The sequence below is a fragment of the Neorhizobium sp. T6_25 genome, from assembly GCF_002968555.1.
Classification (GTDB): Bacteria; Pseudomonadota; Alphaproteobacteria; order Rhizobiales; family Rhizobiaceae; genus Neorhizobium.
The window spans coordinates 39824-65890 of sequence record NZ_PVBL01000030.1 but is presented as its reverse complement, the minus strand read 5'-3'; the positions used below and the strand labels follow the sequence as shown (position 1 = coordinate 65890).

30 protein-coding genes are annotated in these 26067 nt (G+C 59.1%); 9 read left to right on the top strand and 21 right to left on the bottom strand.

Annotation, left to right across the window (positions count from 1 at the left end; translation table 11 throughout):
* Positions 1 to 4: 4 nt before the first annotated feature.
* Complete coding sequence (locus C5L10_RS28585) at positions 5 to 1180, bottom strand: zinc-dependent alcohol dehydrogenase (RefSeq protein WP_105432428.1); 1176 nt, start codon at positions 1178 to 1180, stop codon at positions 5 to 7.
* A gap of 279 nt (positions 1181 to 1459) precedes the next feature.
* Here C5L10_RS28585 and C5L10_RS28580 point away from each other — a divergent pair, with 279 nt between their 5' ends.
* The 6 genes from C5L10_RS28580 to C5L10_RS28555 all read left to right on the top strand — a co-directional run bounded on the left by C5L10_RS28580 (position 1460) and on the right by C5L10_RS28555 (position 7465).
* Positions 1460 to 2623, top strand: coding sequence for an SMP-30/gluconolactonase/LRE family protein (locus C5L10_RS28580; RefSeq protein WP_245448240.1), 1164 nt, complete (start codon positions 1460 to 1462; stop codon positions 2621 to 2623).
* A 159-nt stretch (positions 2624 to 2782) separates the two neighbouring features.
* Complete coding sequence (locus C5L10_RS34765; RefSeq protein ID WP_371411999.1) at positions 2783 to 3145, top strand: 4-oxalocrotonate tautomerase family protein; 363 nt, start codon at positions 2783 to 2785, stop codon at positions 3143 to 3145.
* 368 nt (positions 3146 to 3513) lie between these two features.
* Positions 3514 to 4497 carry an ABC transporter substrate-binding protein gene (locus tag C5L10_RS28570; protein ID WP_105432426.1) on the top strand — a complete coding sequence of 328 codons (984 nt, stop codon included), beginning with the start codon at positions 3514 to 3516 and terminating at the stop codon, positions 4495 to 4497.
* Positions 4498 to 4534: 37 nt separating this feature from the next.
* Positions 4535 to 5392, top strand: a complete 858-nt coding sequence (locus C5L10_RS28565) for an ABC transporter permease (protein ID WP_105432425.1) — start codon at positions 4535 to 4537, stop codon at positions 5390 to 5392.
* Entirely contained in the window at positions 5389 to 6117 is a 729-nt protein-coding gene (locus tag C5L10_RS28560) for an ABC transporter ATP-binding protein (RefSeq protein ID WP_105432424.1), read from the top strand. The genes C5L10_RS28565 and C5L10_RS28560 overlap by 4 nt, the downstream gene beginning before the upstream one ends.
* Positions 6118 to 6127: 10 nt before the next feature.
* Positions 6128 to 7465: an LLM class flavin-dependent oxidoreductase gene (locus tag C5L10_RS28555; protein ID WP_105432423.1), complete on the top strand. Its 1338-nt coding sequence runs from the start codon at positions 6128 to 6130 to the stop codon at positions 7463 to 7465.
* Between the two features lie 131 nt (positions 7466 to 7596).
* On the opposite strand, the gene C5L10_RS35060 is transcribed toward C5L10_RS28555, so the two are convergent.
* Together C5L10_RS35060 and C5L10_RS28545 are read right to left on the bottom strand one after the other, a co-directional pair.
* Complete coding sequence (locus tag C5L10_RS35060; protein ID WP_371411998.1) at positions 7597 to 7959, bottom strand: BA14K family protein; 363 nt, start codon at positions 7957 to 7959, stop codon at positions 7597 to 7599.
* A gap of 537 nt (positions 7960 to 8496) precedes the next feature.
* Positions 8497 to 9537 carry a sensor histidine kinase gene (locus tag C5L10_RS28545; RefSeq protein WP_105432448.1) on the bottom strand — a complete coding sequence of 347 codons (1041 nt, stop codon included), beginning with the start codon at positions 9535 to 9537 and terminating at the stop codon, positions 8497 to 8499.
* A gap of 209 nt (positions 9538 to 9746) precedes the next feature.
* Here C5L10_RS28545 and C5L10_RS28540 point away from each other — a divergent pair, with 209 nt between their 5' ends.
* Together C5L10_RS28540 and C5L10_RS35055 are read left to right on the top strand one after the other, a co-directional pair.
* Positions 9747 to 10769: an HWE histidine kinase domain-containing protein gene (locus C5L10_RS28540; protein ID WP_105432421.1), complete on the top strand. Its 1023-nt coding sequence runs from the start codon at positions 9747 to 9749 to the stop codon at positions 10767 to 10769.
* Positions 10770 to 11160: 391 nt separating this feature from the next.
* Positions 11161 to 11361: a hypothetical protein gene (locus tag C5L10_RS35055; RefSeq protein ID WP_371411993.1), complete on the top strand. Its 201-nt coding sequence runs from the start codon at positions 11161 to 11163 to the stop codon at positions 11359 to 11361.
* A 155-nt stretch (positions 11362 to 11516) separates the two neighbouring features.
* On the opposite strand, the gene C5L10_RS28530 is transcribed toward C5L10_RS35055, so the two are convergent.
* The 7 genes from C5L10_RS28530 to C5L10_RS28500 form a co-directional block, all read right to left on the bottom strand.
* Entirely contained in the window at positions 11517 to 11810 is a 294-nt protein-coding gene (locus C5L10_RS28530) for a hypothetical protein (protein WP_105432420.1), read from the bottom strand.
* A gap of 9 nt (positions 11811 to 11819) precedes the next feature.
* On the bottom strand, positions 11820 to 12284 hold the full coding sequence (locus C5L10_RS28525; protein ID WP_105432419.1) for a hypothetical protein: 465 nt from the start codon (positions 12282 to 12284) through the stop codon (positions 11820 to 11822).
* Between the two features lie 140 nt (positions 12285 to 12424).
* Complete coding sequence (locus C5L10_RS28520; RefSeq protein ID WP_245448236.1) at positions 12425 to 12649, bottom strand: SemiSWEET family sugar transporter; 225 nt, start codon at positions 12647 to 12649, stop codon at positions 12425 to 12427.
* 216 nt (positions 12650 to 12865) lie between these two features.
* A complete protein-coding gene (gene rpsU / locus C5L10_RS28515) occupies positions 12866 to 13114 on the bottom strand; it encodes a 30S ribosomal protein S21 (RefSeq protein ID WP_172717231.1) in 249 nt (82 codons plus the stop codon).
* Positions 13115 to 13415: 301 nt separating this feature from the next.
* Positions 13416 to 13670 carry a hypothetical protein gene (locus tag C5L10_RS28510; protein WP_105432418.1) on the bottom strand — a complete coding sequence of 85 codons (255 nt, stop codon included), beginning with the start codon at positions 13668 to 13670 and terminating at the stop codon, positions 13416 to 13418.
* 249 nt (positions 13671 to 13919) lie between these two features.
* A complete protein-coding gene (locus C5L10_RS28505; RefSeq protein WP_105432417.1) occupies positions 13920 to 14615 on the bottom strand; it encodes an anti-sigma factor domain-containing protein in 696 nt (231 codons plus the stop codon).
* Complete coding sequence (locus C5L10_RS28500; protein ID WP_105432447.1) at positions 14612 to 15157, bottom strand: sigma-70 family RNA polymerase sigma factor; 546 nt, start codon at positions 15155 to 15157, stop codon at positions 14612 to 14614. The genes C5L10_RS28505 and C5L10_RS28500 overlap by 4 nt, the downstream gene beginning before the upstream one ends.
* 197 nt (positions 15158 to 15354) lie before the next feature.
* Between C5L10_RS28500 and C5L10_RS28495 the strand changes: the two genes are divergently transcribed.
* Positions 15355 to 16143, top strand: coding sequence for a DUF4394 domain-containing protein (locus C5L10_RS28495; protein WP_105432416.1), 789 nt, complete (start codon positions 15355 to 15357; stop codon positions 16141 to 16143).
* 214 nt (positions 16144 to 16357) lie between these two features.
* On the opposite strand, the gene C5L10_RS28490 is transcribed toward C5L10_RS28495, so the two are convergent.
* From C5L10_RS28490 to C5L10_RS28440, 11 genes are all read right to left on the bottom strand, one after another.
* Positions 16358 to 17155, bottom strand: a complete 798-nt coding sequence (locus tag C5L10_RS28490; protein ID WP_371411992.1) for an EAL domain-containing protein — start codon at positions 17153 to 17155, stop codon at positions 16358 to 16360.
* Positions 17156 to 17685: 530 nt separating this feature from the next.
* A complete protein-coding gene (locus C5L10_RS28485) occupies positions 17686 to 17964 on the bottom strand; it encodes a hypothetical protein (protein ID WP_105432414.1) in 279 nt (92 codons plus the stop codon).
* Complete coding sequence (locus tag C5L10_RS35050) at positions 17925 to 18212, bottom strand: RES family NAD+ phosphorylase (protein WP_371411991.1); 288 nt, start codon at positions 18210 to 18212, stop codon at positions 17925 to 17927. Before C5L10_RS35050 ends, C5L10_RS28485 begins: the two co-directional genes overlap by 40 nt.
* Positions 18209 to 18502, bottom strand: coding sequence for an RES family NAD+ phosphorylase (locus tag C5L10_RS35045; protein WP_371411997.1), 294 nt, complete (start codon positions 18500 to 18502; stop codon positions 18209 to 18211). Before C5L10_RS35045 ends, C5L10_RS35050 begins: the two co-directional genes overlap by 4 nt.
* Positions 18503 to 18608: 106 nt before the next feature.
* Entirely contained in the window at positions 18609 to 19046 is a 438-nt protein-coding gene (locus tag C5L10_RS34555) for an MbcA/ParS/Xre antitoxin family protein (RefSeq protein WP_245448234.1), read from the bottom strand.
* Positions 19047 to 19909: 863 nt separating this feature from the next.
* The gene (locus C5L10_RS28465; RefSeq protein WP_105432412.1) at positions 19910 to 20140 is read right to left on the bottom strand and encodes a hypothetical protein; all 231 of its coding nucleotides are present in this window, start codon (positions 20138 to 20140) and stop codon (positions 19910 to 19912) included.
* Positions 20140 to 21177, bottom strand: coding sequence for a 4-hydroxythreonine-4-phosphate dehydrogenase PdxA (locus C5L10_RS28460; protein WP_105432411.1), 1038 nt, complete (start codon positions 21175 to 21177; stop codon positions 20140 to 20142). The genes C5L10_RS28465 and C5L10_RS28460 overlap by 1 nt, the downstream gene beginning before the upstream one ends.
* A complete protein-coding gene (locus C5L10_RS28455; RefSeq protein WP_105432410.1) occupies positions 21174 to 22292 on the bottom strand; it encodes an ABC transporter ATP-binding protein in 1119 nt (372 codons plus the stop codon). The genes C5L10_RS28460 and C5L10_RS28455 overlap by 4 nt, the downstream gene beginning before the upstream one ends.
* Positions 22289 to 24232: a glycoside hydrolase family 127 protein gene (locus C5L10_RS28450; RefSeq protein WP_245448232.1), complete on the bottom strand. Its 1944-nt coding sequence runs from the start codon at positions 24230 to 24232 to the stop codon at positions 22289 to 22291. Before C5L10_RS28450 ends, C5L10_RS28455 begins: the two co-directional genes overlap by 4 nt.
* A 35-nt stretch (positions 24233 to 24267) precedes the next feature.
* Positions 24268 to 25128: a carbohydrate ABC transporter permease gene (locus C5L10_RS28445; protein ID WP_105432408.1), complete on the bottom strand. Its 861-nt coding sequence runs from the start codon at positions 25126 to 25128 to the stop codon at positions 24268 to 24270.
* Positions 25128 to 26054 (bottom strand): carbohydrate ABC transporter permease, encoded by a 927-nt coding sequence (locus C5L10_RS28440; protein WP_105432407.1) that lies wholly within the window; start codon positions 26052 to 26054, stop codon positions 25128 to 25130. The genes C5L10_RS28445 and C5L10_RS28440 overlap by 1 nt, the downstream gene beginning before the upstream one ends.
* Between the last annotated feature and the right edge of the window lie 13 nt (positions 26055 to 26067).

The window sequence follows — 26067 nt, the reverse complement described above, 5'->3', positions numbered from 1 at the left end:
TCCTTTATGGCTTCAGGACAACCTTGATGCAGCTATCCTGCTTGTCGCGGAACACCTTGTACATATTCGGACCCTGTTCGAGCCCGACCGTGTGGGTGATGACGAAGGACGGATCGATCTGGCCGTCCTCGATGCGACGCAACAGATCGTCGGTCCAGCGCCTCACATGGGTCTGACCCATGCGGAAGGAGAGGCCCTTGTTCATCGCCATGCCCATCGGGATTTTGTCCACGAGACCGCTATAGACACCGGGGATGGAGATGATGCCGGCCGGGCGGCAGACATAGATCATCTCGCGCAGCACATGCGGACGGTCGTTTTCCAGCATCACGACCTGCTTGGCGCGGTCCAGGAGGGTATCCGGCTGCCCCATCGAGACATGGCTTTCGAGCCCCACCGCATCGATGCACTTCTCCGGCCCCTTGCCGCCGGTCAACTCGTTCAACCGCTCAATGACGCTTTCGTCCTCGAAGTTGATGGTGATGGCACCGCCAGCCTCAGCCATGGAAAGACGCTCGGGGATGCAGTCGATCGCGACCACCTGCCTGGCACCCAGAAGTACGGCGCTCCGGATCGTCATCTGGCCGACCGGTCCGCAGCCCCAGACCACCACCGTGTCCGTGGGCTCTATGTCGCATTGGGCAGCAGCCTGCCAGCCGGTCGGGAAAATGTCGCCGAGGAAGAGCACCTGCTCATCTGTGAGGCTGTCCGGAACCTTGATATGTGTCTTGTCTGCGAACGGCACCCTCAGATACTCGGCCTGTCCGCCGGGATAACCGCCGGTCAGGTGCGTGTAGCCGAAGAGGCCGGCGGTGGTGTGGCCAAACGCCTTGTCGGCCAGATCCTTCTTGCGGTTGGTGCGCTCGCAGACAGAAAAGTTGCCGCGTTTGCATTGGTCGCATTCACCGCAGTTGATGGTGAAGGGGACGACGATCCGGTCGCCCTTCTTCAGGCTGCCGCTCGCCTCCGAGCCAGTTTCGACCACTTCGCCCATCATCTCATGCCCCATGATGTCGCCCGGCATCATCGCGGGTATGAAATTGTGAAACAGGTGAAGGTCCGAGCCGCAGATCGCGCAACTCGTCACTTTTATGATCGCATCGCGTGGATGCTCGATCTCAGGGTCCGATACGGTGTCGCACCGGATGTCTTCCTTGCCGTGCCAAACTAGAGCGCGCATGGGTTTCTCCTGTCTGCGTTGGTCGTTTAACCGAGAGGCGGCCTCCGAACGCGCAAGAATTGAGGGGTGGGCCACTCACTAACTTCGGCGCGAACCAGCACCAGGCGCGAAGGTTCCCCTTTTGAGCGAATTTTTCTAGGGCGTGATGTTGACTGATTGGGCGGCACACAGTCCGGACGCCCTCCGGGTCAATCTTTCAACGCGGAGTAAATGCAGCAAGGCACGGAACTTGGAGGTCGGGACGAAGTTCGGCGTCGAATTCGTGAAAGGAGAAACATGATGTTACTCAATGCTCCCATCGTTTCGTTCCTCGCCATTGCAGCCGCGATCATCTCGCTCGCACAACCCGCCAGCGCCCAAACATTTGATAAGCTGACGAACAAAGCCAAGGAACTGGTTGCCCCGATCACCGGCAACACCGACGATCGGCTGCAGGAGGTTGCGACGTTCGATCATCAAGTGACCGGCGTCGCGGTGTCTGAAGACGGCCGGATCTTCGTGAACTTCCCACGCTGGTCGGAAGACGTGCCAGTGTCGGTTGCCGAAGTCATGGACGATGGCTCGATCAAACCCTATCCCAATAATGAGTGGAACGCGTGGCGAAACGCGAAGATGTCGGAACTGTCGCCGAAGGATCACTTCGTCACGGTGCAGAGCGTCGTTGCCGATCAAAAGGGATCGCTGTGGGTCGTTGACCCCGCTGCTCCCAACAGCGAAAAGACGGTCAAGGACGGTCCAAAACTGGTCCAGGTCGATCTCAAGACCAATGTCGTCAAAAAGGTCTATCCCTTCTCGCTCGAGGTCGCCGGCCCGGCGAGCTATCTCAACGACGTTCGCATCGCGCCGGATGGCGCCTTTGCCTATTTCACCGACTCCGGCTCGCCGGGAGGCCTGGTTGTGCTTAATCTCGGGTCTGGTAAGGGGTGGCGGGTGTTGAGCGACGATCCCTCCACGCAAGCCGAAAAGGATGTCATTGTTGAAACCGATGGAAAGCCATTGCGCCGCCCGGACGGTCGCCAGCCACAGTTCAACGCCGACAGTATCGCACTGACGCCTGACGGTAAGACCCTCTACTGGAAGGCGTTGACAGGTAAGACGATGTACCGGGTCTCGACCGAGTCCCTGCAGAAGGCGGAAACCGATCCCGGTGTAGTGCGGCCTGAGAAGGTTGCCGAGACTGAGCCGACGGATGGCCTTTGGATCGACCAGCAGAACCGCATCTATCTCAGCACGATGGCGAACAATGGTATCAAAATCCTCGGCACGGACGGCAAGATGACACCATTGCTTGAGGATAGCCGGCTCCGTTGGCCGGATACATTCGCCCAAGGACCCGATGGGACGATGTATGTCACGGCTTCCCACATTCAGGATTCGCCTTGGTTCAATCAGGCTTGGACTGACAAATCCTTCACCCTCTTCAAGTTCGCTCCGCCCAAATGACATGCAATTGCTGATGATGTAAGAGGAGGCGTCGTCCGCTTCGACAGCCAACCAAATGCAATAAATTCCGAGTTGCGAAAACAATATGGTGGCGAGAGTTCGTTACCGTTCAAGGCGTCAGATCCGGACCCGCTAGGCGATTTTTCTCTCCATATCTCTATGGCTTGGAGATTGCCCGTTGAGTGTGTAACTCAAGCCTACAGCCGGCTGATTAAGGGTCAGCTGCTTTGCCAACCGAGTAACGACGCCATGTGCCTAGGCGCATCTCTTGGCGGAACTGGGCTATTCAGATCGGTAGCGAGTGAATATGTTTCTGGAAGAAGCAGGAGTATCCTAGTGCCCGAAGTTCACGTTTTTTGCGCAGCTGGCCGAACGCGAGACCAGAAAGTCAGGCTGATGAAGAAGATCACCGACGCGGTGGTCGAGGAGTTTGGCGCAGCGTCGGGATCAGTGACCGTGCAAATTATCGAAGCTCCTCTTGCTGACAAGATGAAGGGTGGGATACCTTTCGACGAGCGATGATCTCCCGGCGCGGGCGCGATAAAGCGATGCTTCTACGCCACGCCTCTGGTGGAACAGAGTGCCGGCGGTCGTATCCTCCAGGATACCCACGGGCGCCAAGATACCGGTCGCGCGGAGCGTCAGCCGGATATCGGTTCGAGCGCCCTCAAATGCGGTCGAGTATCCGTGGGCGCTTTGACTCAGCGGCTGATCACCGGTGATTACCAGGCGGGCGTTCCGGATCCTTTATTCAGTTCTGAAGCAGGTCCGATGCGTTTTTGTTACGAGCGGCCGTTTTTAGAAAAATAATTTCCTTATAAAATCTATCGTTTCACTGCATTTTTGTCTGCGGCGGTGTTCAACACCGAGAGTTTGCTGGGGACAGACCTGTGAACCGACGTACATTCTTATCCTTTGCCTCGGCCCTTTCGCTTGGTTTGACGGTTGGCCGTCAGAGCGAGGCAGCCCTAACGGTCGATCCCAACACGACGCTCGCCGTCGCGGACCAGAGCGAATTCGTTCGCCATCTTCTCGAGGCTAGCGGCGAGGCACCGAAGCTTGAATTCAAGGCGAGTTTTCCGAATTTCGCCGGTGGCCCCGCGATCCTCGAGGCTATGCGGGCCGCTGCGCTGGATATCGCTTATGTCGGCGACACGCCCCCGATCCAGGCGCGCGCAGCCGGCACGCTTCTGCCGATCATCGGCACGTTTACGCGAGAGGTGGCGCAATATCGCCTGACGAGCCGTCCCGGACTGGTCATCAACAAACTGGCGGAGCTCGAGGGCAAGAAGCTGAGCTATGTTGAAGGATCCGGCCGGCAGGTTTTCCTGATCGAGGCCCTGAACCGTGCGGGTATCTCGCTCAAGGACGTGGAGCTGGTGAATCTTCGCGTAGCCGATCTGCCGGACGCTGTCCGTTCCGGTGCCGTCGACGTTGCCGTCTTGACCGAACCACATGTTACCCGCCTGACCAAGCAGGCCGGGGCTTCGCCGGTTCTCGATCCGGTCGAGCGACAGATCCTGCCCAGCACCAGCTATTTCTACGCCCGCCCCGCTGCTCTGGCCGATCCCAAGAAGGTCGCGGCCATCGAAAGCTTCCTCGGCGCGTTCACCCGCGGTGCAAAATGGGCGAATACCAACAGGCTGGTTTGGGGGAAGTTCTACTACACGGATTTCCAGCGCATTTCATCCGACGATACGGCTGTGATCCTGGCCGCGGAATCGCCGCTCGTCCTGCAAACGTCGACAGAGGCCATCGCCCATCACCAGAAGCTGATCGACATTCTATATCAGGCCGGGTCGCTGAAGGAGCGTTTCGACGCCAAGACGTCATTCGTCAGCACGTTCGACCCAGTCATCGTAGCTGGGCGCTGATCGCGCTTTCAAACACAAGAGAATACGAGGAGGATCCGTGGCAGATTTCATATCATATCCATCCCCCTCCGGGCGTCTGACGGGGTCTGCCGGCGATCAGCAGACAGAATCCGGCAAAGCCGTCCGCCTCACGCCCGGGCGGCTTCCGACAGGCGCGAGGCTGATCGGTCCTCTTCTCGTCCTGATCGTCTGGGAGGCGGCTTCCCGCCTCGGTATCCTGTCGCCCTATACCTTGACGGCCCCGTCGACCGCGGTCGTCACCGGATACGCGATGCTGGCCGACGGCGCGCTGCTGCCGCACCTGCTGGCTTCGGCCGGGCGTGCCTATGCTGGACTTTTTCTCGGTGTCACGGTCGGGGTCATCCTCGCACTTCTGTCCGGCCTGACCCGAAGCGGCGAGACACTGATCGATGGCGTGGTGCAGATCAAGCGCGCCGTTCCGACACTGGCGCTCGTCCCGCTCGTCATCATCTGGCTCGGCATCGGCGAAGCGATGAAGATCTTCCTGATCTTCACCGCAGTTCTGGTGCCGGTCTATATCAACACCCATGCGGCGCTACGGGGAATAGACATCGGCCATGTGGAGCTGGCCCGAACGCTCGGCCTCACCCGCGGCGAATTCATCCGGAAAGTGGCTCTGCCCGGCGCTCTGCCCGGTTTCTTCGTATCGTTGCGGTTGGCTGTGACCCTTTGCTGGACGGCGCTCGTTGTCCTTGAGCTCATCAATACCCAGACCGGGATCGGATATCTCATGAACCGCGCCCGCGACTGGGGGCAGACTGACGTCATCGTCGTCGGGATCTTCATATATGCGATTCTCGGGTTTGTCTCCGATACTGTCGTACGGCTGATCGAATCCCGGGCACTCGCTTATCGGAGGGCATTGGGAGCATGAATGTCCACACCCCTTCGTTCTCGTCGGTTTCGCTCCGCAACCTGTCGCGCGGTTTCGGCGACAAGACCATCCTCAAGGACATCACGCTCGAGATACCCCGGGGGCAGTTCGTGGCCTTGCTTGGCGAATCCGGTTCCGGCAAGACGACCCTTCTTCGGGCGCTTGCCGGGCTGGACGACGATGCGGTGACCGAAGGAGAGTTCCGCCGACCGGCAAACACGTCCGTCCTGTTTCAGGACGCACGATTGCTGCCCTGGATGAGCGTCATCGACAACCTGACGCTCGGATTGCGCCGGTTCGACGCGAAAGTCGCGGCTCTCGCCATGCTGGAAGCGGTGGGGCTGGGCGAAAAGGGCAATGTCTGGCCCTCCACCTTGTCCGGCGGCCAGAAACAGCGGGCGGCGCTGGCAAGGTCGCTGCTGCGCCGGCCCGAACTGCTTCTGGCGGACGAACCATTCGGTGCTCTTGACGCCCTGACGCGGATCCGCATGCACGGTCTTTTGTTCCACCTGGTCGAACAGAACAAGCCGACGGTCGTTCTCGTGACGCATGACGTTGACGAGGCGCTGCTGCTTTCCGACCGAATCCTGGTCCTGAAGGACGGGCGGATCGCTGAGGATCATCAGGTCGAGCTGACCCATCCGCGCAGTCCCGGGCATCCCGCCTTCATCAAACTCCGCCGCATGCTGCTCGCCAGCTTCGGCGTCGAACAGAACCTCATCTGAGAGAAATCCTATGACGCGCCAGCTGCACTTCAATCTATTCCTGATGCCCCGCGGCCACCACGAGGGCGCATGGCGTCATCCGGATTCCACGCGCCGTGCTCTTACCGATCTGGAACTCTACGTCGACGCCGCGCGGATCGCCGAGACCGCCAAGTTTGACGCGGTGTTCCTCGCCGATGCCCTGGTTGCTCCCAATAACGGCGGACTGGTCGCGAGCGGTTCGATGGAGCCGATTACCCTCCTTTCGGCACTGGCTGCACGGACACAGAAGATTGGGCTGATCGGAACCGCTTCGACGACCTACAGCCTGCCCTACACGCACGCCCGGCAATTTGCTTCTCTCGACCATTTGTCCGGCGGACGGGCAGGTTGGAATATCGTCACATCCTGGGCTCCGCAGGCCGGCCTCAATTATGGTCTGACAAAGGATATCAGCCATGGCGACCGTTATGAGATCGCTGAGGAATTCGTCGAGGCCGTCGACGCCTTGTGGCGGAGTTTTCCTTCCGAGGCGATTCGCGACGACCGGGAGACTGGGCAGTATCTCGATCCCTCGCTCATCCAGCCGGCCAATTACAACGGTGAGCACTACCGCACGCAGGGGCCGTTGAACGTGCCCAGCAGCCCGCAGGGTCGTCCAGTTTATATTCAGGCGGGTCAGTCAGATTCCGGTCGCGGCTTTGCGGCGCGTTGGGCGGAGGCGATCTTCACCGCGCATCTCGGAAAGGAGACTGCGCAGTCCTTCTATTCCGACGTGAAGGGGCGGGCTGTCGGTTACGGCCGTCGCCCGGAGGATATCCTCGTTCTGCCGGGCATCAGCGCCGCCATCGGATCGACCACGCATGAAGCCCAGCAAGTGTGGGAAGAACTCGACGCGCTGACAAGCCCCCAGATCGGGCTTGCCCGGCTCTCGGCGCGGTTTGGCGGCCATGACTTTTCCGGGATCCCGCTCGACCGTATTCTAACGCGCGACGATTTTCCGGATCCGGCGCAGGTTGAAGCCTCAAAGAGCCGCGCAACGGGTTACGTCGATCTTGCGCTGAAGGAGGGCCTGACACTTGGCAAATTGCTCCAGAAGCTTGCCGGCGCAAGGGGGCACTTTACTGCGACAGGCACACCGGAGCAGGTGGCCGATATCATCGAGGACTGGTTCAAAACCGGCGCCGCCGACGGCTTCAACGTGATGCCGCCGATCGTCAATAAGCAGTTCGAGTTGTTTGCAACCGAGGTGGTTCCAATCCTACGCAAGCGGGGTCTCTTCCGTACCGACTATGAAGGCAGTACCCTGCGTTCGCACTTCGGGCTGGGGGCGGTCGGGGCGAAGGTACCGTTCGCTAGGACTGCTTGAGGCGGCGAGTGTGTCTCGACCACTCGCTGGGCGACCAACGTGAGAGATGCGGGGTTCAATGGCCAGCTCAGTTTCTTCTAGCCTGCGATCCCTAGTTGACGACGGTTCCGCGCTTGGCTTGGTTCCGGATGTTACTGACACTGCCGGCGGGGGCCGCCGCTAACAGGCTGGTAGGAATTGTCCTCGATCCGGTACGAACGATAACGCGCGAAACATGACTGCGCGTGCTCGTCTCCTCTGACGCTGGACCGACCAAGGTCAGCAACCTCCTGTTGCCTTGCGGGCACTGCGATAGACGCGTCTTCGAACGAGTCATCTCCATTGGGAGCTTCTGAAATCTCCTCAACGTCGGGCTCCGCGCCGCTTCCTGATGGCAGGATGGAATAGGGCGATTCACATTGGCGTCGTCCACCGCTGAACGGAGTGTAAGAATTATCCCGTGGCCGATAAGACCGATACCGGGTCGCGCACCAGTCCAGGTGCTCCGCCGCCATCTCCGGGCGCGCGTCGCCAACAGCAGATCCACCCATCTCTGGCCTGCTGGAAGCGGCAACTCGCGGATTCGGCACGCTATCTCTGACGGTGGCGAGCGCGTCCGACCTTGAATTGGCTTCTGCCCTCGAAGGTGACGCGACGGGGCGGGGGGCAACACGGTCGAGGGACTGCGAAGCCGTATCAACTTTGACCGGCGTGGTGGTCCACAGCTCGGAGACATTCGCAGCTGCCAACTGGGGTGGGTTACGCGTCGTGAACATCGCGGTCGCCGAGATGAGGCCGCCGACAAACGTGGAAATTGCGAGGACGGATCCTCCAAGCACGATCAAAATCGCTTTCATGATGGCACCGCTCTGTTGGAACTCCTACCCAGAATGCGACAGGAATCAGGATGTTCCGCGTGGTGATCGCGCCGGGACTTAGGTCCTACTCGTGCTGGACCACTGGCTTCCCCAGGTGGGAGGCTTCCTGGTCGGTCTCATGCGTCGCCGCGCTCGTTGGCAAGAAACGAGTAACGGAGCGGCCGAGTTATGGCCTCATGACGAGCCAGATTCGAGCTGTTGTTCCGGATCGGAGTAATTTTTGTATTGCAGTTTCAGGAGCGGTGCGTCTAATTCCAGGGCAAGGCCCTCAGGCAGATAGTGCAGCGATACATCACCGAAAGCCGAGAGGCTGGAGCCTATAAGGCGTGATCCGAACCCCTTTTTGCTCGGCGGTGTGACCAAAGGCCCCCCTATCTCCCGCCAGCTGAACATCAGGTGCTCGGCCCCTTCCTTATGCTTGACGGACCAAAAAATCTCAATATGCCCAACCTCTGCGGAGAGAGCGCCATATTTGCTGGCATTCGTCGCGAGTTCGTGGAGCACGAGAGAAAATGCGAGCGCTGCCTGCGGACCAAGTACGACCGCTGGACCACTTGCCTTGAAACGATCCGACTCTGCGAGGCCCAGATTGACCGCGGTCGCGTCGACGATCATCGCTATGCTCGTACCAAGCCAGTTCTGCTGCAGCAGAATGTCGTGCGCTTTGGAATAGGCGGCGATGCGGGCCGAGATTGCTTGCGCAGCCTCGTCAAGAGAGGCGGAATTCCGGAAGGACTGGCTAGTGATCGCCTGCACAACGGCCAGCGTGTTTTTCATGCGGTGGGCTAGCTCATGCATCAGAACCCGCTGTCGCTCTTCATTCTCCCGTTGGTCTGTACGGTCGCGAAGAATTTTGACAAAGCCCTCCACTTCGCCGTCGTCTGATTTTAGCGCCATCATCTGGCCCGACGCCCAAAACAGCGTGCCATCTTTTCGGACGTGCCACCTTTCGTCGTTTCCGTGACCGGTCGAGAGCGCCGATGCCATTTCCTGCTGGGGAATCCCGGCTTGACGATCTTCCGGTATAAAAATCACTGAAGCGGCTTGCCCGACCATCTCGGCTTCCTCCCAGCCGAGGATCCGCCTCGCGCCTTCATTCCATGTCGTGACAAGCCCGTCTAAATCCATGGAGATGATGGCATACTCGATGGCGCTCTGGAGGATGGCGTCGAGAAGTCGCTCGCGGGACCGGCTTCGGCTGGAGAAAAGCTGCATGATGGGGTCTGATCCTTCCAGATACTGCAAGACCGAGTGATCCTCCTCTCGTTGCTATAAAGGAGGTTATTGCGCCGGCCAAGTTCTCAAACTGCACCCGGACCGAAATAGCTGGTCAGCAATTGGCAAGCTACATTCCGCGTCGGACCTATTCGAAACAAAGCCGAGCGTTCCGCGTTAGTGCCTAACCTCAGCAGAACAGAAGAAGCATGACCAAAGAGCCGACGAGAGATTTGCATGGCGACCTTCCCTCGGCGTCCTCGGAGGACGGCTTTGCAGATCGCAGAGAATTGGCAGCGACGGCATTTGAACGCACCCGCATGCCAATGGTCGTTGTGGATGCCCGGAAACCGGACATGCCGATCAGCCTTGCAAATAAAGCGTTCCTCGTTTTGACCGGCTACAGTGCCGGCGAGCTCGTCGGCCGAAACTGCCGCTTCCTGCAAGGACCGGGCACATCGCCCATCGCCGTGGCGGAGATCCGGGCGGCGATCGCAGACGAACGGGAGGTCAGCGTCGAAATCCTGAACTACAAGAAAAATGGCGAGCCGTTCTGGAACCGCCTGTACCTGAGCCCGGTCCACGGCGACGATGGCCGAATTCTGTACTTCTTTGGATCCCAGATAGACGCAACCGAGTACCGGCGGATCGAGGCGTTAGAGGCGTCTGAGCATCGTTTGCTGATGGAAGTCGATCATCGATCGAAAAACGTGCTGGCGGTGGTCGACAGCATCGTTCGCTTAAGCAACTCGGACGATCCTGCGGTGTACGCAGCAGCAATCCAGCATCGTGTCCAGGCGCTTGCTCGCGCCCATGCGCTTCTGGCCGAGCGAGGGTGGCTCGGCATCACAATGGAAGAGCTCGTTCGCCAACAGGTAGGCCCTTTCGCCGCCCAGCGCGCTGTTCTCATCGGTCCGACCATAGATCTCCCGGCTTCTATCGTTCAGCCATTGGCGCTGGTCTTCCACGAGCTGGCTGTGAATGCAGCGCAGCATGGCGCGCTCTCCCAGCCGCAAGGTGAACTCAAGATCTCATGGGATCCGTTTCCGTCCTCGCCAGGCTTCAGGCTTCGATGGCAGGAGGCAGGCAGCAGCTTGGTGCCCGCCGCCAAGAGAGGGTTCGGAACGGTGATCGTCGGTGCGATGATTGAGAAACAGCTCAAGGGTCACCTCGAGCGAACCTGGACAGATGATGGAATTTCGATCACCATCGAGGTACCCGCGACCGCCTGAACGAGTTGCGCAACCGGGATCGCAGCAGGCGACTGAGGAGCCGTTCTTTGTGACCGTTTATCGTGACTGGTGGTAGCCGATAAAAGCACCATGCTTGGAAGCGTCCGCCGCCGACGTCGTGCGCCTTCAAACGATGCAAAAGGTCGGCAGCTGAGGCCGCCTTCAAACTTACCGTCGAGACATTCAACGCTCACCTCGATGAAGCCTATGCCGCGATGCATGCGGAGGTTCTCGCCGGCCACTATGCCGCAATCAGCGTTTCCGACGCTGGGACTGGCATGGACGCTGAAACGCTATCCCGCGTCTTTGAGCCTTTCTTCACGACCAGGGCAAAGGTACCGGTCTGGAACTGAGCCAAGTCTACGGCTTTGTGAAGCAGTCAAAGGGTCACGTGAAGATCTACTCGGAGGTCGGAGAAGTCACCACCGTCAAAATCTACCTTCAGAGGCTGGTTGCGGAAGGGTTGGACGAAGAGGTGACCCAGAGTTCCCCGATATCGGAAGCGGGGGTCGGCGAATTCGTCTTCGTCGTCGAGGACGATCCCGATGTGCGGGCATATTCTGTAGAGTCTCTGCGAGAGCTGGGTTCATGATCCGCCTCCGGCCCGCCGACGTCGGAGATGTGAGTAACTTTTGTTGCAGCGGCGGCCTACCGTGAGATCGGCAGCCAACCACGGTCATGGATATCGATGCTCTACCGAAGGAAACCCCAGCGCCTGGATCAGAAGCTGCGGGCGTATTGCCAGTTCTAAAGCCGCTCGATTGGCGTTGCTCGGATGACGATCTCTTCCTGCTCGAATGCGGCTTCCAACTCTTGCCGATAACGACGCCACCATTCACGATCGATTTCATCGACCATGACTTCGACAACGATTATCTTGTCTGTCTCGGTCTCCTCGCCATCTTTCCAGAGACCTTCGGCGGGCGCGTTCGCGTGAAACGTGACGCCCCCGAACTTCTCCGTAAGCTGCTTGCGGATGTTCCGATAAGCTGATTCCCGGTTCCCGATAACCGGAAGCAGGATTTCGACGAGGGCAGCCACGGAAGCCCCTCAGCGAACGGCGCCGAACAAGAACCCAGCCAGCATGGCCAAGGCAACTGCTCTTACCGGCTGGGCCTTGATGCGGTCACGAGCATCTTCGAGCATATCTTCGCTCCTGGCACGCAAAATGCGAACCGACGCCGATCCGATTTCGGCGACGCTTTCGCTCAGCCTATTAACCTCGGCGCGGAGAGCCGCTAGTTCTTCGTCCGGTGTCACACTCGCCGCGATATCCGTACGCTCTCGAACGCTCGCCAGCGCGATGTCGACCAAAGGAGCCTCAGTTGCTGCCTCCTGATCGGGCGATGGTGGTAATGCAGCCCCTGTCGGAATCGATGTTACCGTGGAGGAGACCGGATCAGACGCTGGAAAGGTCGCTTCCAAGCCCGCTTCCAATGCGTCAGAATTTTGTGCCTGTTGGCCAGCTCGCTCTTGCTTGAGCGCAATGACGGCTCGGGATTTCGTCGTTTTCATTTGATTCTCCTGGCTCCGTGTCGTGGCAACCGTTTCGCGGTGATCGCCGGAGAACACGCTGCAGGCGCCATAGTTCCGGAAAGATACCGGCAGCTTGCCGCCTCCAGCGAATTTGTCTGCGCTCTAACTTCTGAGCTTCTTCACAAGGATAAACGCAGACAGCAGAAAGCAGGCGGCGTTCCTGAGAATGATGGCCACTCGGACCGCATGATGCCGAAAGCGGTCCAGAGAGCGAAGCCTGTTACGGTGAGACAATACATCCTTGCGGAAATCGCTTCGGTGTCTCCGGTGCGAACGACCTTCCAAACCTGCGGAACGAAGCTGCAGACGGAGGCAAGATATCCAATGATGAGCGCTGCATCCATGCGCCACGCCGGACGCTTCTTGGGGTTGCTTCTGCACCTGGCGAATGTTCAGCACCATGATTTTGAACCGACGCTCGCTATCCACCTGGACATGCGTGCTGAGAATACAGAGCCAACTGCAGCCACTCCACCGGGATCACCGGAGCCCAGTTTGAACCGGTCTTCGAGTTCGTTCCGGGAGCGAATGTGCGGCGCGGCAAACCGCCTGAAGCAGGCCTAGCTAGACATCTCGCCGGAAATCAGCCGGCTGGTTTCGGACGGATGGCCGGCTTCGCCTTCTTCGGGGCAGTTATTCCAAGTGCGCGTCCGGCGGATGCCATCCGTCTTTTCGCAGGCCCGCGTCACGGAAGGCTTTTCATAATTTTCCCGGAGGCGCATCTCCCGAAACACGCCCTCCTGCTGCAACTTCTTCTTCAGAAAGCGCAAAGCCTGATCAAGATTGTTATCCCGCACCAGAACTTGCAAGCCCAGCTACTATGTAATCGTCTGGATCATTCATACGCGGACGGTCGGTCTCTGGCAATATTGCGGCATGCGACGCAGGGATGACCATGCTAGTAGAGGCTGCTAGCAAATGGGTCACCGCGCGGGCCAGCTGTCGGGTTGTTCGCAGCTTGATAGATTGTCCGCCGCTCGGTTGTTGAGGTCATCATAACTCGTCTGAGCCTGTGGATTAGTCTGAAAAGCTGACTTGTCCATTGCGGGGAATGTGCATTTTATGCTCGATGGCTGGGGGAGAACTAGCCGGGGAAGAGCATTGCGTAAATCAGGGAGTGACCGCGTCGAACTTGAGCAGCAGGTTCGAATGTTCAGCGACGTCATCAACGATATGAAAGCCAGGCAGAGTGGGCGAGGGCACTGTCAGCCGATCGCCGACTACGAGCAGATAGTTGCCGAACTGAAAGACGCTCTTGCAATGGTGGCGCCGTCCCGCCTGCACTAGGCCGCCGGATCTTTGGATGCGAATTCTGTTCATTTCCAGGAGCAGATCAAGATGCACCGTAGGTTGCGCTGCCGGCATGAATTTTCCGTAAGGTGACGCCGTCGCTCGATCCGCGGGCCGATCGTTCAAGCGATACATGTCCTCTGTTTTTTAGACCGCCTCTTCGCGTGCAAGGCCTACCGCGGCAATGTCCATCTTGAGCCGCAACCGACCGTCAGGGCTTCTTCGCCGTACGGTCCTTCTATGACCTGATGAAACTATCGTCTGAAAACGGGTTGAGTTGCCCATGCGGCAACCATGCGCCGGTTCAACCCCAGAAACCCAGGATTAATGCGCGGGTCTTGCAAATCCCTTCGCGATGATCGGACCAGTGGGACGCCCGGTCGGCGACCCACCCTGCTGCTCAAGGGTGATCTCGTATAGCTGATCGTTGCGTGGTGCAGGTAGTGACGGGCCCTGCAGCCGCACCGAGCGGGCCCTGTCGATCAGGCCGAGCGAGACGGGTCCCATCTCTTGCGAAGGCAGGGTCCAGACCTGAAACGTCTTGCCCTCCGGCACGTCAAAGTCGCGAAGCAGCCGCACGGTCGCCTTCTCGCTCCCGAAATCCTCCACCACAGCTTGCGCCTCACCAGCCTCGTTGATCAGCACGGCAATGACCACCGGCTCCACCACGCGCGTCAGGCTCCACCCGAGCCCGACGGCCATCAGCAGCGCCGCGGCCAGCGCCGAAAGGGCGGTTGCTCGCCAGCCGTTTCGTCGATTGTCGTTGGCCGGCGGCGTGGAGACCACGGCTTGGCGAGCCGGCAACGCGGCTTCGATCTTCCGCCAAAACTTCTCCTCCACAGTGGCCGGCTCCACACCCATGTCGAGTGGCAGGAAGCGTTCCCGGCTTGTTGCGACGGCAGCTTTCAGTTCGGCATCGCCCTCTATCTGCGCCTCGATTTCCGCTGTTTCCGCAGGCTCCAGCAGGCCCAGCACATATTCGTCGGCGATGCCGGCAAGATTGTTGCGGTCATAGGTCATGCCATGCACTCCCTGAGTGCCAGAAGGCCGCGGCGAATCCAGGATTTCGCCGTGCCAAGCGGGATACCCAGTCGCCCGGCTATCTCGCCATGAGTGTAGCCGCCAACATAAGCCATCAAGATGCCACGGCGCTTGATGTCGTCGAGCGCGCCAAGGCAGTCGCGCAACCGGCTTTCCCGGTCCAGGCGATGCCATGCTGCCATGATTTCATCAACCTGATCGACCTCCCGCAGCGTTTCCACCTCCTCGACCGTCTGTTCGCGGCGGCCGTCGCGCAAGAGGTTGAGTGCCCGATTGCGGACGATTGCATAGATCCAGCCCCGCGCCGAACCCCGCTCGGGGGCGTATTGGTGTGCATGGGTCCAGATGCGGATGAAAGCTTCCTGGACGACCTCTTCGGCAAGATCGCGCCGGCGAACGATCCGCTCGGCGACTGCAATCAATCGCGCCGCCTCCAGGTCGAAGATCTGCCGAAGCGCTGCCCGGTCTCCATTGGCGCAACGGGCAAGCGCCTTGTCGAGTTCGTCTGGCCAGGATCCCATCAACATGTTTCTTCTTCTCCCGGACCAGCGTGTCCTTGCACCCCTATACGCGCAGGAGCCCGCCAAGGATGCATAATCCATAAATATTTCTTTCACCTGCATCCAGAGGCACCCACAGCCGTGTCTTGATTATGGAGGCCATTGAAGGTCGGTTATTCGACCAGCTTCCGAACCGACCAACGCCCGGGAGAATTCATATGACAAACATTCGCTTCGCTTTGATCGCCTCCGCCGCCCTCGGCCTGTCGGCCGCCGCTGTCTCCGCAGCACCCGTTTTGGGACTGACCGGCGACAAGACGCTCATAATCTTCGATACGGCAAAGCCAGCCGTTTCCAAGAAGATGGACGTGACCGGCGTCGACAAACTCATCGGGATCGACTTCCGACCTGGCAACAAGACGGTAATCGGCGTCACGCCGGATCACCGCATCGTTTCGATCAACCTGGAAACCGGTGCCTCCGCCGATGTCTCCAGAATGGACAAGATGGTGACTGTGACGCAGGCGCCAGTAGTGGTGGACTTCAACCCGATGGCCGACCGGCTTCGTTTCATGACGGGCACCACCAACCACCGCGTCCACCCGGATACCGGTGCGGTCACGGTGGATGGGACGCTCGCCTTTGAGGATGGCGATATGCACAAGGGCGAGACACCGAACGTGGTGTCGGCCGCCTACACCAACTCGTTCGGGAAGCCGGAAAAGACCGCGATGTATAATATCGACGCGACGATCGGCGCGCTGATCCAGCAAACCAAGCCGAACGACGGCACGCTGAAGGCAATCGGAAAGCTTGGTCTCAAAGACAAGCCCACGACCTATGCCTTTGATATCCAGGGCATGGCGGACGGAAAGAACATGGCATATCTCGCCGCGGGCAAGACTCTCTACACGGTCAATCTGGAAACGGGTGGTGCGACCGAAGTCGGCACGATCACAGGCGTCGATGACGACGTGCGCGATATCGCGATACTGCCAGCGATGTAAACGGTATCCGGTCCCCAACAAAAAACCAAGGCTGGTCCCGGCCAGCCTTTCGGTCACTTGGCGGCTTCGGCCTTTGGTCAACGAGACCTTAGTCCGAAGCTACATCCTGCCCATGTCCCAGCCGAAGCTCGTTCCCCACGCGTAAGCGTCTTTCCCGTTTTCCCGCCTCGCTCATCCTGCCGCTGTATGGGGCGGGACTGTCTGTCCGGATATGTCAGTGTGACTGGAAGAGAGCTTCAGGGCGCGGCTGTGCCAGAGCCTCAAAAGTCGGCCGGGCAATCCAATATCCCTGCATCAGGTTGACGCCCATGTCTTGAAGCGTCTGAAGCTCTCCCAAGGTCTCGATGCCCTCACATAAGGGGGTCACACCGAGATCGTGAAGCATAGCAATTGTGTGTTTCACAAGCTTCTGTCGGGCATCGTCTGTGTCAATGCCGCGGATCAATGCCATGTCGAGTTTGGCGATATCGGGCTGGAACTCCGCCAAGAGCGCCAGCCCTGCGTATCCGGCACCGAAGTCGTCGATCGCGGTTTTGAAACCGAGATCGCGGTAGGTCCGCAAGATGTTAAACAGATGAGCTGTGTCCAGCTGCTCGTTTTCTGTAAATTCAAAGATGATGTTCTTGGTCGGAAACCTGGCGCGAGTGGCAGCAGCCAACGTCAATCTAATGCAGGCGCGCGGTTCATAAACGGCGTTGGGCATGAAGTTGATCGACAGCGCGACGTCGCCGTTCTCATTGTAGAGGGAGGCGGCGAGCTCGATGGCCTTAACACGGCACTGCTGATCGAACGCATACCGGTTAGACGAATCGATCGCAGATAGGACTGACCCTGCTGCCTCGCCAGCGGGCCCGCGCACCAATGCCTCATGAGCGAACACCTGATGAGTGCGCACATCGACGATAGGCTGGAATGCCATTGAAAAGGGCAGATTGAGGAGTTCGCCACTACGGCATTCGACACAAGACTTTGGCATGACCGTTTCCCCGTTCCACCCTTGAATAACAGCCAACGGTGAACGTTTTCTTGAGATGAATACCCGCTGTCGTGGACTTCGCTCCTTCCTGGGTAGCGTCATTATCATTACCGCTACGTTTCTGGGCGCTGTCGCCGCCTCGAAAACCACTCAGGCCATCGTGTGTGAGCCATCATCTGACGCTTTCCAGCAGGATGCCAGGCGCGTGCGGCTTGGGAATGAACCGTCGGCGAACGGATGTTCGTCCTCTCGGTGGCTCCAGTTGCCGGAGGTCAAGATGATCTGGCTCGGTCGCAGCGATCTTGTACCGGCGCGCGGCTCAAGATGCATATCGGTTAGTTCCATAATGGCGTGTTTCGCGTCAATCTAGTCCTTTCAAGGGGTTAGGTCATCGATTGGGTGCCGCCGGTCCCAATCCCATAAAGGCGACGGAAGCGGCCACGCGGAAAGTGGTCTCTGCAATCCGGCACCAGCTGACGCGCGAAGGCCGTAGGGACCGCCGTGCCGTCGATGGCAAAAAGCCGCGCCCGAATTCGGACGCGGCTCCTGTTGGATCAATGGCGCAGTCAGCACCCGCTCCATATTTCCAGTTTCGACCAACGGAACAGCGACAGGATGTTCTGCGAGTCGGAGTTGGCAATCGAGAGCGACTGGATTGCCAGCTGCTGCTGGGTCTGCAGTGAAGGCGAGGAATTTTCACTAGCTTGTGGGCGGCGCCCAGAAGGCGTGATGCGTTCAACGCGGCTGCCAAAATCCAAGCTAGAAACGGGGATCGCGATACTGAATAGTCGCGTCTCACGATTTTCTACAGCTTGGAGATGTCCGGTTTGGCAGAGCCCTGCCATTCAAGTCTCCACGTTCCACCCGGGCGGAGATTCTGAACCAACGAAGGGTGGAACGCCACAAGGCAGATGCCCCCCGATGATCTCACGGAGGGATAAATCAGGCCCGGACTGTCCTTCTCTTTGCGTAACCATCTGGCCAGTGCTTGTCCCGCCGGGTAAGCGATCGCCGGGTCGTGGTTCAAACTATCGTCATTCGAGAAAGCATCGCCGCGAATGTCGTGGAAGTGCCCTACAAAATCAGAGATCAATTCCGCATAGTCCGTAACGTTCTCGAAACGGTTGATAGCCTCATTTCTCTGGTCAGATGAAAACTGACCTCGGCTAAGGCCGTTTCCGCCAAGAACGCGCAGTAGCAGGCACCGCGCTCGTCATCGTTGAACCGATTTCCGCCGGGACGTGTGTATGTAAACGCCGCATTGATGAAGGTGTGGCCGGGACGGCCGAGGACGAGTTCCCTGGGATTGAGATCTAAGAGGCCACCTTCCTGGGCTTGAAGGCGGCCGCTGGTAGCCCCCTCCAACTCGGCCAAATCCTCCATGGCTCCATGATGTGGCGCGAGCGCCAGCAACACCGGTTCCTTCAGCCTAGCGGTCGATATAAGTCGGACTGCATCTCGCTGGAAAAATCCGTGCGAGACGGCTCGATCACAGCCCACCTCGCAACGCGTCAACATGACGTCGCACGAGAAGCAGTTTCGGGATACCGCCCTCGATCATTACGTCAATTGGCCGCCGCCCTTCGAAAACTGGCCCCTTGTTTGGAAGTTTCACCCATTCGTCGGCCAGTGGTTCAGAGAAAATCAGTCGGAGGGCTTTGAAGATGCCTATCAAGGCACTGACCCTGGTCAACGTGTCTTGCGACAGGCTTCCGCTCCATTCGCCCTTTTTCATTCTGAACCAAGTGCGCTCTGACACGTCACCCATCAGAGCGCAGACCTCGACGCTGGTTAAGCGCCATATTTCTGCCAGTCGAACAACACCTGACACTGCTGCCGGCGTCAACCGTTCGCGAGCTCCTTCATCGCCCAGATTGACCGGCGACTGGGGCACACTACTCTCTCGAACTGCTTGCGCTACGACCATGACGACCTCCATTCTGGCAGTAAACATACTGCCAATTTGGCAGGATTTTCAAGTTTATATCTCGTAATGGCGCCTGCTGCCTCCCTGCCGCACCCGCAGGGAGATCGTGAACTCGCAAAGTCCGGCCCTCGGCTGCGCACTCTCGTCGGTATCCTGCACTACTGCGACAGTGACGATGCGACGGCCGTCTGGATCGGCTATTGAAGGATAAAAAAACTGCATGTCTCACGCGCTTTAGGCGGGCCACGAATCGGAACAACCTAGCGTCGGTTCATTCCACACGGATTCGATGAATACTGGTCTCATGCAACGCCTCCCTTGGTTGGATCTGAAGCGGTAGGTTTTTTTATAGCTCAGCTGTTTGCCATTGCCGACCGGGTGTGGGACACCGCAGGGTAAGTGATGCTGAAACGACACAGCCTGGTTGCGTGGCCCTGTTCATTGCACTCACGATAAGTGGGGCTGCAGGCCGGGCATCTGAATTCTAGGTTGGCAGGCCAGCTTGCGCCGGCTGCAACCCCTGATCTTGAAACCCGTGGAGGCAGTTCATATCTCGGCGGAAACCAGAATGTACAGAGGGCAGCGGATGCGGCGGTTCTTCGACATCACCTTCGGTCCGGCCGAACTAGATATGCTCGAAGCGGCGCTGGCGCGATGGTGTAAAGTCCATTCGCTCTCGAGACAGTCGACAGAGGCTGCATTGGCGGCCGAAGTGTTCATCAATCTCTTTCGAGAAGGCAACAGCACGCTTCCTCAGCTGGAGCAGGCCGCATCGCGCCACAAGTGGCTCTCAGAGAGAACGGCGATTTACCCACCGTCCTCGGACAGTGCGGTTGAGAGCTCGCCTCCAAGACAGTCTCGAGTTACGGCTCATTGAAGTTGATGTCAAAGTCATTCAAACCGGCAATCTGCGAGACGGCCGAGCGCAACGCTGCCGGAGTGGCGTTTTGCCAAGACGCGCCTTGTTGCAATCTTGGGTGCCAAAATTTGTTTTTTGTCAGCTGGCAAGGCGAGGGGGAACTGACGATCTTTAGGAAGAGCGTGTTCATTGCCTCTTTGATCCCCTGAGACGGGCCCACCTCGAAGTACGTCATTAGACACTCTCAACTACCCCGTTATAATCGACCGCGGCCATCCGGACAGCAAGCAGTACCGCTTCCTCGCTTGCCAACGGATTGGCGATGCCCTTGCCAGCAATATCATAGGCAGTGCCATGTGCCGGCGTGCAGACGGGGAAGGCGAGCCCTCCCAGCATGGTAACGCCTCGCTCAAAGCCCAGCAGCTTCATCGCAATCTGCCCCTGATCATGGTACATGGTCAGAACGGCGTGAAATCCGCCCTTCAAAGCGCTCACGAAGACCGTGTCGGCCGGGTATGGACCGGAGACGTCGAATCCATCCTGAGCAGCCGCTGCGACTGCCGGACCGATGATGTCGATCTCTTCCGTCCCAAAGCTGCCGCCGTCGCCGGCATGCGGGTTGAGCCCGGCGACAAGAACACGTGGAGCATCAATCCCGGAACGTTTCAGGCATAGCACCGTGAGCGCAATCTCGTCGCGTATTCCTTGAATGGATAGGTTGGCCGCGACGTCCTTCAACGGGATATGCGAGGTCACCCGTGCGTTCCAGACCGTGTCCAGTACGTTAAACTCCCGAACTCGCTGGGTAAGGTTTAGGTGCTCTGCGATGAAACGGCTTTCATCGTCATAACCTGGATGAGCCAGACGCATCGCCTTCTTGTTGAAGGGCGTATAGCAGACGCCGTCCACCTGACCTCGCTCAGCCAGTGTCAGCGCAGCCTTGAAGCTCTCTACCGCGAACCGACCTCCGACGAGCGTCGCTTCAGCGAATGATATATCTTGCGGAGCGAGATTTTCGAGATCAACGAGAACCGGCAGATCGGCATGCCCGATATCGTTGCCACTCACCGTGTCGATGTGCAATGTGACACCGGCGCTTCGGGCGCCCTGCTCCAGGATGCGGCGGTCTCCAACAACCACCAATCGCGCCGCTGAAGCGATCCTGCTGGACGTGACGATCCTTGCGGCGATCTCTGAACTGATGCCGGCGGGATCGCCCATCGCCAATGCGATCAGAGGGCGGTGGGAAATGGTATCGGGTGTCGAGATCATGCGGTTGTGGCCCTGGTCGCGCTGGCGGTACGCAAACGCTCGCCATTGGTGGAAAAAAGCCTGAGCCTTTCAGGCGCGCAGTGAAGCCAGACCTCTTCGCCGGAAGCCAAATCCCGGCCGTCACGTTGTTCCACGGTGACCGTCTCGCCGCTTGGAAGATAACAATAGAGATACCGCGTGCTGCCGAGATACTCGGCGAAGTCGACCTTTGCCCGGAATGCGGCGCTGGAAGCATCGCGAACCTGCAGATGTTCGGGACGAATACCCAGCTTGATCGTTTCGCCCGTAGCTAGCCCCGCCAGGGGGTGATCCAGCGCAATCACCGTATCAGCGAGTTTGACGCGGCCTTCGCCCCCATACTGTGCATCGACAATGTTCATGCGCGGCGACCCGATGAACCCGGCAACGAACAGGTTGTTGGGATCCTCGTAAACGTCGCGCGGCGTGCCGACCTGCTCGATGCGTCCATCTCGCAGCACCACGATCCGGTCCGCCAACGTCATCGCCTCGGTCTGGTCGTGCGTGACGTAGATCATGGTATTGCCAAGTTCGCGATGCAGGCGGGCGATTTCGATGCGCATGCTGACGCGCAATTCAGCATCAAGATTGCTTAAAGGCTCGTCGAACAGAAAGGCGAGCGGCTTTCTCACGATAGCCCGGCCGATCGCCACGCGTTGTCGCTGCCCGCCGGAAAGCTGTCCCGGGCGCCGTTCCAGAAGCGGGCCGATCTTGAGAATCTGTGCAGCCGCTTGAACCTGGCGCTCGATTTCGGCGGCCGGAGTCCTGGCCATCTCGAGACCAAAAGCGAGGTTTTGGCGCACGCTCATGTGGGGGTAGAGCGCGTAGGACTGGAAGACCATGGCGATCCCGCGCCTGGACGGATCGAGATCGGTAACGTCGCGTCCTGCGATCATGATATCGCCGGAGGTAACGTCCTCCAGCCCCGCGATCATCCGCAGCAACGTGGATTTTCCGCATCCTGAAGGACCAACGAAGACAATGAATTCGCCGCCTTCTATGGAGAGATCGAGGCCATGAATGATGTTCACCGCGCCGAAGCTCTTACGGACGTCGCGCAGCTCGATCTTCGCCTTCTCTTGTAAGATTGCCGTCATCGCTGCACCCTGACCCAGACAAGCATTTCCCCAGGCGCCCGGTTGTCCCAAAGGTGATAGGGAACGAATCGGACATTCGTCTCCTCGATCGTCGGCTTTTCCGTATCGTACAGTTTGCCTGTCCAGTCACTCCACCGTTCGCGGCGCGCCTTCAGGTCGAGGGCAACTGCGCCATCAAGTCCCTCTGCCCGGCCAGCGTTGGCATCCTTGGCATCGTCCTCCACGATCAGGCTGTTAAGACCGGATGCATTATCGACCTCCTCGGCACAATAGATCATCGGCCCACGCGCCAGAGCCGCCCGACCGAGATCGGCTTTGACCGCGGGATTTGCGTGAATGAAGCGGGCCTCCATCGGCAAGTCGAGCACGATGGTTTCTCCACCTTGCCAATGGCGTTCAATTCGCAGGTAACCCTTGTTCTCGATTGGCGTGACGTCCAGCCAGTCACCCTGCACCGACGCCGACGGGGTCCTGCACCAGCCGGGAATGCGCAACGCCAGCTTGAAGGAAGCGGGTGCGTCTAGCCCGACCTCGATTGAAATGCGGCCATCCCAGGGGTAGTTCGTGTTTTGCGTCAGCGTCACCGGCGTGGTGCCGATCATCAACCGCGCGGTGCTTTCTCCATAAAGATGGATGGCCGCCTCGTCAGCCGAAACGCCGTACATGTAGCTGCCGATGGCCGCGACCGTCCGGGCAATGTTTGGCGGGCAGCAAGGGCAACGGTGCCACGTCCAGCGATGATGCTTGCCCCGGCTTTCCAGAGGATTGTCGTAGAAGAACGTCGCGCCGTCGGTGGCCAGGCCCGAAAGGGCGCCGTTGTAGAGTGCCTGCTCCATGATGTCGGCATAAACCCGGTCAGGTCCACGGCCGAGCATCCGGCTCGCCAACATGACCAGGCCAACAGAAGCGCAGGTTTCGGCATAGGCGCTTTCGTTGGGGAGGTCGTAATAGTCGGTAAAGCCTTCATTGCTCGCCGCCGGGCCGATACCACCGGTCACGTACATCTGTTTCGTGGTGAGATCGTCCCAAAGGATCTTCAGCGCGTCCGTCAGGGTATCGTCGCCGAATTCGGTGGCGACGTCTGCCATGCCGGAATAAAGGTACATGGCCCGCACGGCGTGGCCAATAACCTTATTCTGTTGCCGCACCGGCAGGTGCGACTGATTGTATTCGTAGGTGCGATGCCGGAACTGCTTCGGATCGGCGCCGCGTTCGGCCGCTTCCACGTCGAAGTAATGCGGCTGCTGGCCGCGCTGCTCGACAAAATAGCGGGCGAGGTTGAAATATCGTCGTTCGCCTGTCGTCCGGCCAAGGCGGATCAGCGCCAGTTCGATTTCCTCGTGACCGCAATAGCCCGGCTTCTGCCCGGGGCTAGGCCCAAAGGTCCGGTCGATGTGGTTCGCGTAACGGGACATGATGTCCAGTAGCGCGCGCTTTTTCGTTGCATGGAAATAGGCGACCGCAGCCTCCATGAGATGGCCGGCGCAATAGAGTTCATGGCAGTCGCGCAGGTTGGTCCAGCGTTTGCCCGGTTGCATGCGAATGAACCACGAATTCATATATCCGTCCGGCAGCTGCAATCTGCCGAACATCTCGATGATCGCGTCCATCTTTTCTTCGAGATCCGGATTGGGCTTCCGGTAGAGTGCATAGGCAGCCGCCTCGATCACCTTGGCGACATCGGAATCCCAGAACATCTGGACATTCACGGTATCGGGCGACCCGTCCGAGCGCAGATGAAACGGCATGCGCACCTCCGGCACGGGCCTGTCCGGATCGATCTGGTCGAACATGCCGGCCGCGACGCAGCGCTCGTAGAGGATCATGACGGTCTTGTCGGCAACCGCGTCGATCCGATCGCCCCAGAAACCATGCACGTCGATGTCGGGGACTGCGGGTGGGCGAAAGCCGTTAGCAATGGGTTTTTCCAGGGATGCCATGAGCAATCTCATCCGTTTTGGTTTGGTTGTTGATGTCACTTGACGGCACCCGCGGTGAGGCCGCGGATGTAATAGCGCTGGAGCAGCAGGAAGAGCACGAGGCACGGCGCCATCATCAGCGTTACGCCGGATTGAACCGCGCCCCAGTCAATCGTGCCGAACTGGCCCGATCGGACGGCTGCCATCAGCACGGGCAGGGTGTATTTCTTCTGGTCGGTCAGCAGGATCAGTGCCGCGAGGAATTCATTCCACGACGCCAGGAAAGCGAAGATCGCCACGGTCACGACCCCCGGCAGGACGAGCGGCAGCATGATCCGATAAAGCATCCGGAACACCGATGCCCCGTCGACGCGCGCCGCATCCTCTATCTCTTTTGGAACCGCGTCGAACGCGTTGCGCATCATGAAGATCGAAAAGGGGAGGTGCAGCGTCACGTAGACGAAGACGATCCCGGTCAAGGTGTTCTGCAGGCCGAGCTTCGTCAGGATCAGGAAGAGTGGCGTCAGGATAGATTGGAACGGGATCATCACCGTGGAGATGATCAGCACGAACAGCGTGTTCTTGAACGGGAACTGGAAGCGCGAGAAACCATAGCCCGCGAACAGGCTGACGGTGACCGAGGCAACGACGGTTGCGAGGGAGACGGTCAGGCTATTGCCGGTATAGGTCCAGATGCCTGAGCCATATTTTGCCAGGTTGTCGTAATTTTGGGTGCTGAAGCCGCCCACCGGCCAAGGCGGAAGCGGCGGCTGTCGGGCTTCGACCGACGGCTTGAAGCTGACCAGCACGCTCCAGACAAGCGGTGCAAGGAAAAGGAGGCCGACAAAGATCCCGATACCATGATATCGCATGGTTTTGATCAGCCCGCGGATGGAAGTATTTCGGCCATGGGCCATCACACACCCTCCGGATTGCGGAGCAGCCGGAGCTGCACGACGCTGATGACGACGAGGATGACGAGCAGCACCATGGAGAGGGCTGCGCCATAGCCCAGGCGGAACGATCCGAATGACTGGCTGAATATCCAGTAGACCGCCGTGACCGTGCCGTTTTGCGGGCCGCCATCGGCGATGATGTAGAATTGGTCGAAGGCCAGCATGGAGCCTGCCACCGAGAGGATCAGCGCGAGAGCGATCGTTCGGCGCATCAAGGGAAGCGTGATTCTTCTGAAGCGCTGCCAGGAGGACGCGCCGTCCATGCGGGCGGCCTCCTGGACCTCGGTCGAAATTCCCTGCAGGCCGGTCATCAGAATGATCATGTTGAAACCGGCCGTCTTCCAGACAACCATGCCGACGATCGACCAGAATGTCGTATCGAAATCAGCGAGCAGGTTGATGCGTTTTGCTGTCAGGCCGAGATTTGCCAGGAGTGGCGAGAACAGGCCGGAATCGACGTCGAGCAGCCAGGCCCAAAGCAGGCTCGCTGAGCCAAACCCGACGACAACGGGCAGGAAAAATGCGGTCCGGTACACCTTGACGAGTGGCCGAGACTTTTCGGCGAACAGTGCCAAGGGAAACGCCACCGAGAAGATCGCGATCGTGACGATCACGGTATAGTAGACGGTGAACCGCAGCGACTTCCAGAATTGTGCATCCTCCAAAAGCCTGGTGTAGTTGCCAAGCCCGATGAACCGTGGTTTGCCGAGCAATGGCCAGTTGTGCAGCGACATCCAGAAGGCCATTCCAAGCGGAATGAGGAAGAAAATCAGTACCAGCACCAGGGCAGGGGCCACGAAAAGAAGGCCGGCAAGCTGGTTGCGCCGGTGTCGGCTGCTTCGACCACGAACCGGTGCGACACCCGGATGTTGTTTTTGTGGGATCATGACCAATTGTCCA

Excerpts from the sequence above, each read along its gene's own strand:
- C5L10_RS28555 (WP_105432423.1), top strand. The coding sequence starts at position 6,128 with ATGACGCGCCAGCTGCACTTCAATCTATTCCTGATGCCCCGCGGCCAC.
- C5L10_RS28445 (WP_105432408.1), bottom strand. The coding sequence starts at position 25,128 with ATGGCCCATGGCCGAAATACTTCCATCCGCGGGCTGATCAAAACCATG.
- C5L10_RS28520 (WP_245448236.1), bottom strand. The coding sequence starts at position 12,649 with ATGGATGCAGCGCTCATCATTGGATATCTTGCCTCCGTCTGCAGCTTC.
- C5L10_RS28560 (WP_105432424.1), top strand. The coding sequence starts at position 5,389 with ATGAATGTCCACACCCCTTCGTTCTCGTCGGTTTCGCTCCGCAACCTG.
- C5L10_RS28540 (WP_105432421.1), top strand. The coding sequence starts at position 9,747 with ATGACCAAAGAGCCGACGAGAGATTTGCATGGCGACCTTCCCTCGGCG.
- C5L10_RS35060 (WP_371411998.1), bottom strand. The coding sequence starts at position 7,959 with ATGGCGGCGGAGCACCTGGACTGGTGCGCGACCCGGTATCGGTCTTAT.
- C5L10_RS28465 (WP_105432412.1), bottom strand. The coding sequence starts at position 20,140 with ATGACGTACTTCGAGGTGGGCCCGTCTCAGGGGATCAAAGAGGCAATG.
- C5L10_RS34555 (WP_245448234.1), bottom strand. The coding sequence starts at position 19,046 with ATGGTCGTAGCGCAAGCAGTTCGAGAGAGTAGTGTGCCCCAGTCGCCG.
- C5L10_RS28585 (WP_105432428.1), bottom strand. The coding sequence starts at position 1,180 with ATGCGCGCTCTAGTTTGGCACGGCAAGGAAGACATCCGGTGCGACACC.
- C5L10_RS28460 (WP_105432411.1), bottom strand. The coding sequence starts at position 21,177 with ATGATCTCGACACCCGATACCATTTCCCACCGCCCTCTGATCGCATTG.
- C5L10_RS28495 (WP_105432416.1), top strand. The coding sequence starts at position 15,355 with ATGACAAACATTCGCTTCGCTTTGATCGCCTCCGCCGCCCTCGGCCTG.
- C5L10_RS28545 (WP_105432448.1), bottom strand. The coding sequence starts at position 9,537 with ATGCAGCTTTTCTCCAGCCGAAGCCGGTCCCGCGAGCGACTTCTCGAC.
- C5L10_RS28525 (WP_105432419.1), bottom strand. The coding sequence starts at position 12,284 with ATGAAAACGACGAAATCCCGAGCCGTCATTGCGCTCAAGCAAGAGCGA.
- C5L10_RS28485 (WP_105432414.1), bottom strand. The coding sequence starts at position 17,964 with ATGGCAGGGCTCTGCCAAACCGGACATCTCCAAGCTGTAGAAAATCGT.
- C5L10_RS34765 (WP_371411999.1), top strand. The coding sequence starts at position 2,783 with ATGGCTTGGAGATTGCCCGTTGAGTGTGTAACTCAAGCCTACAGCCGG.
- C5L10_RS28440 (WP_105432407.1), bottom strand. The coding sequence starts at position 26,054 with ATGATCCCACAAAAACAACATCCGGGTGTCGCACCGGTTCGTGGTCGA.
- C5L10_RS28580 (WP_245448240.1), top strand. The coding sequence starts at position 1,460 with ATGTTACTCAATGCTCCCATCGTTTCGTTCCTCGCCATTGCAGCCGCG.
- C5L10_RS28505 (WP_105432417.1), bottom strand. The coding sequence starts at position 14,615 with ATGACCTATGACCGCAACAATCTTGCCGGCATCGCCGACGAATATGTG.
- C5L10_RS28500 (WP_105432447.1), bottom strand. The coding sequence starts at position 15,157 with ATGGGATCCTGGCCAGACGAACTCGACAAGGCGCTTGCCCGTTGCGCC.
- C5L10_RS28510 (WP_105432418.1), bottom strand. The coding sequence starts at position 13,670 with ATGCCGGCAGCGCAACCTACGGTGCATCTTGATCTGCTCCTGGAAATG.
- C5L10_RS28455 (WP_105432410.1), bottom strand. The coding sequence starts at position 22,292 with ATGACGGCAATCTTACAAGAGAAGGCGAAGATCGAGCTGCGCGACGTC.
- C5L10_RS35045 (WP_371411997.1), bottom strand. The coding sequence starts at position 18,502 with ATGGAGGATTTGGCCGAGTTGGAGGGGGCTACCAGCGGCCGCCTTCAA.
- C5L10_RS28450 (WP_245448232.1), bottom strand. The coding sequence starts at position 24,232 with ATGGCATCCCTGGAAAAACCCATTGCTAACGGCTTTCGCCCACCCGCA.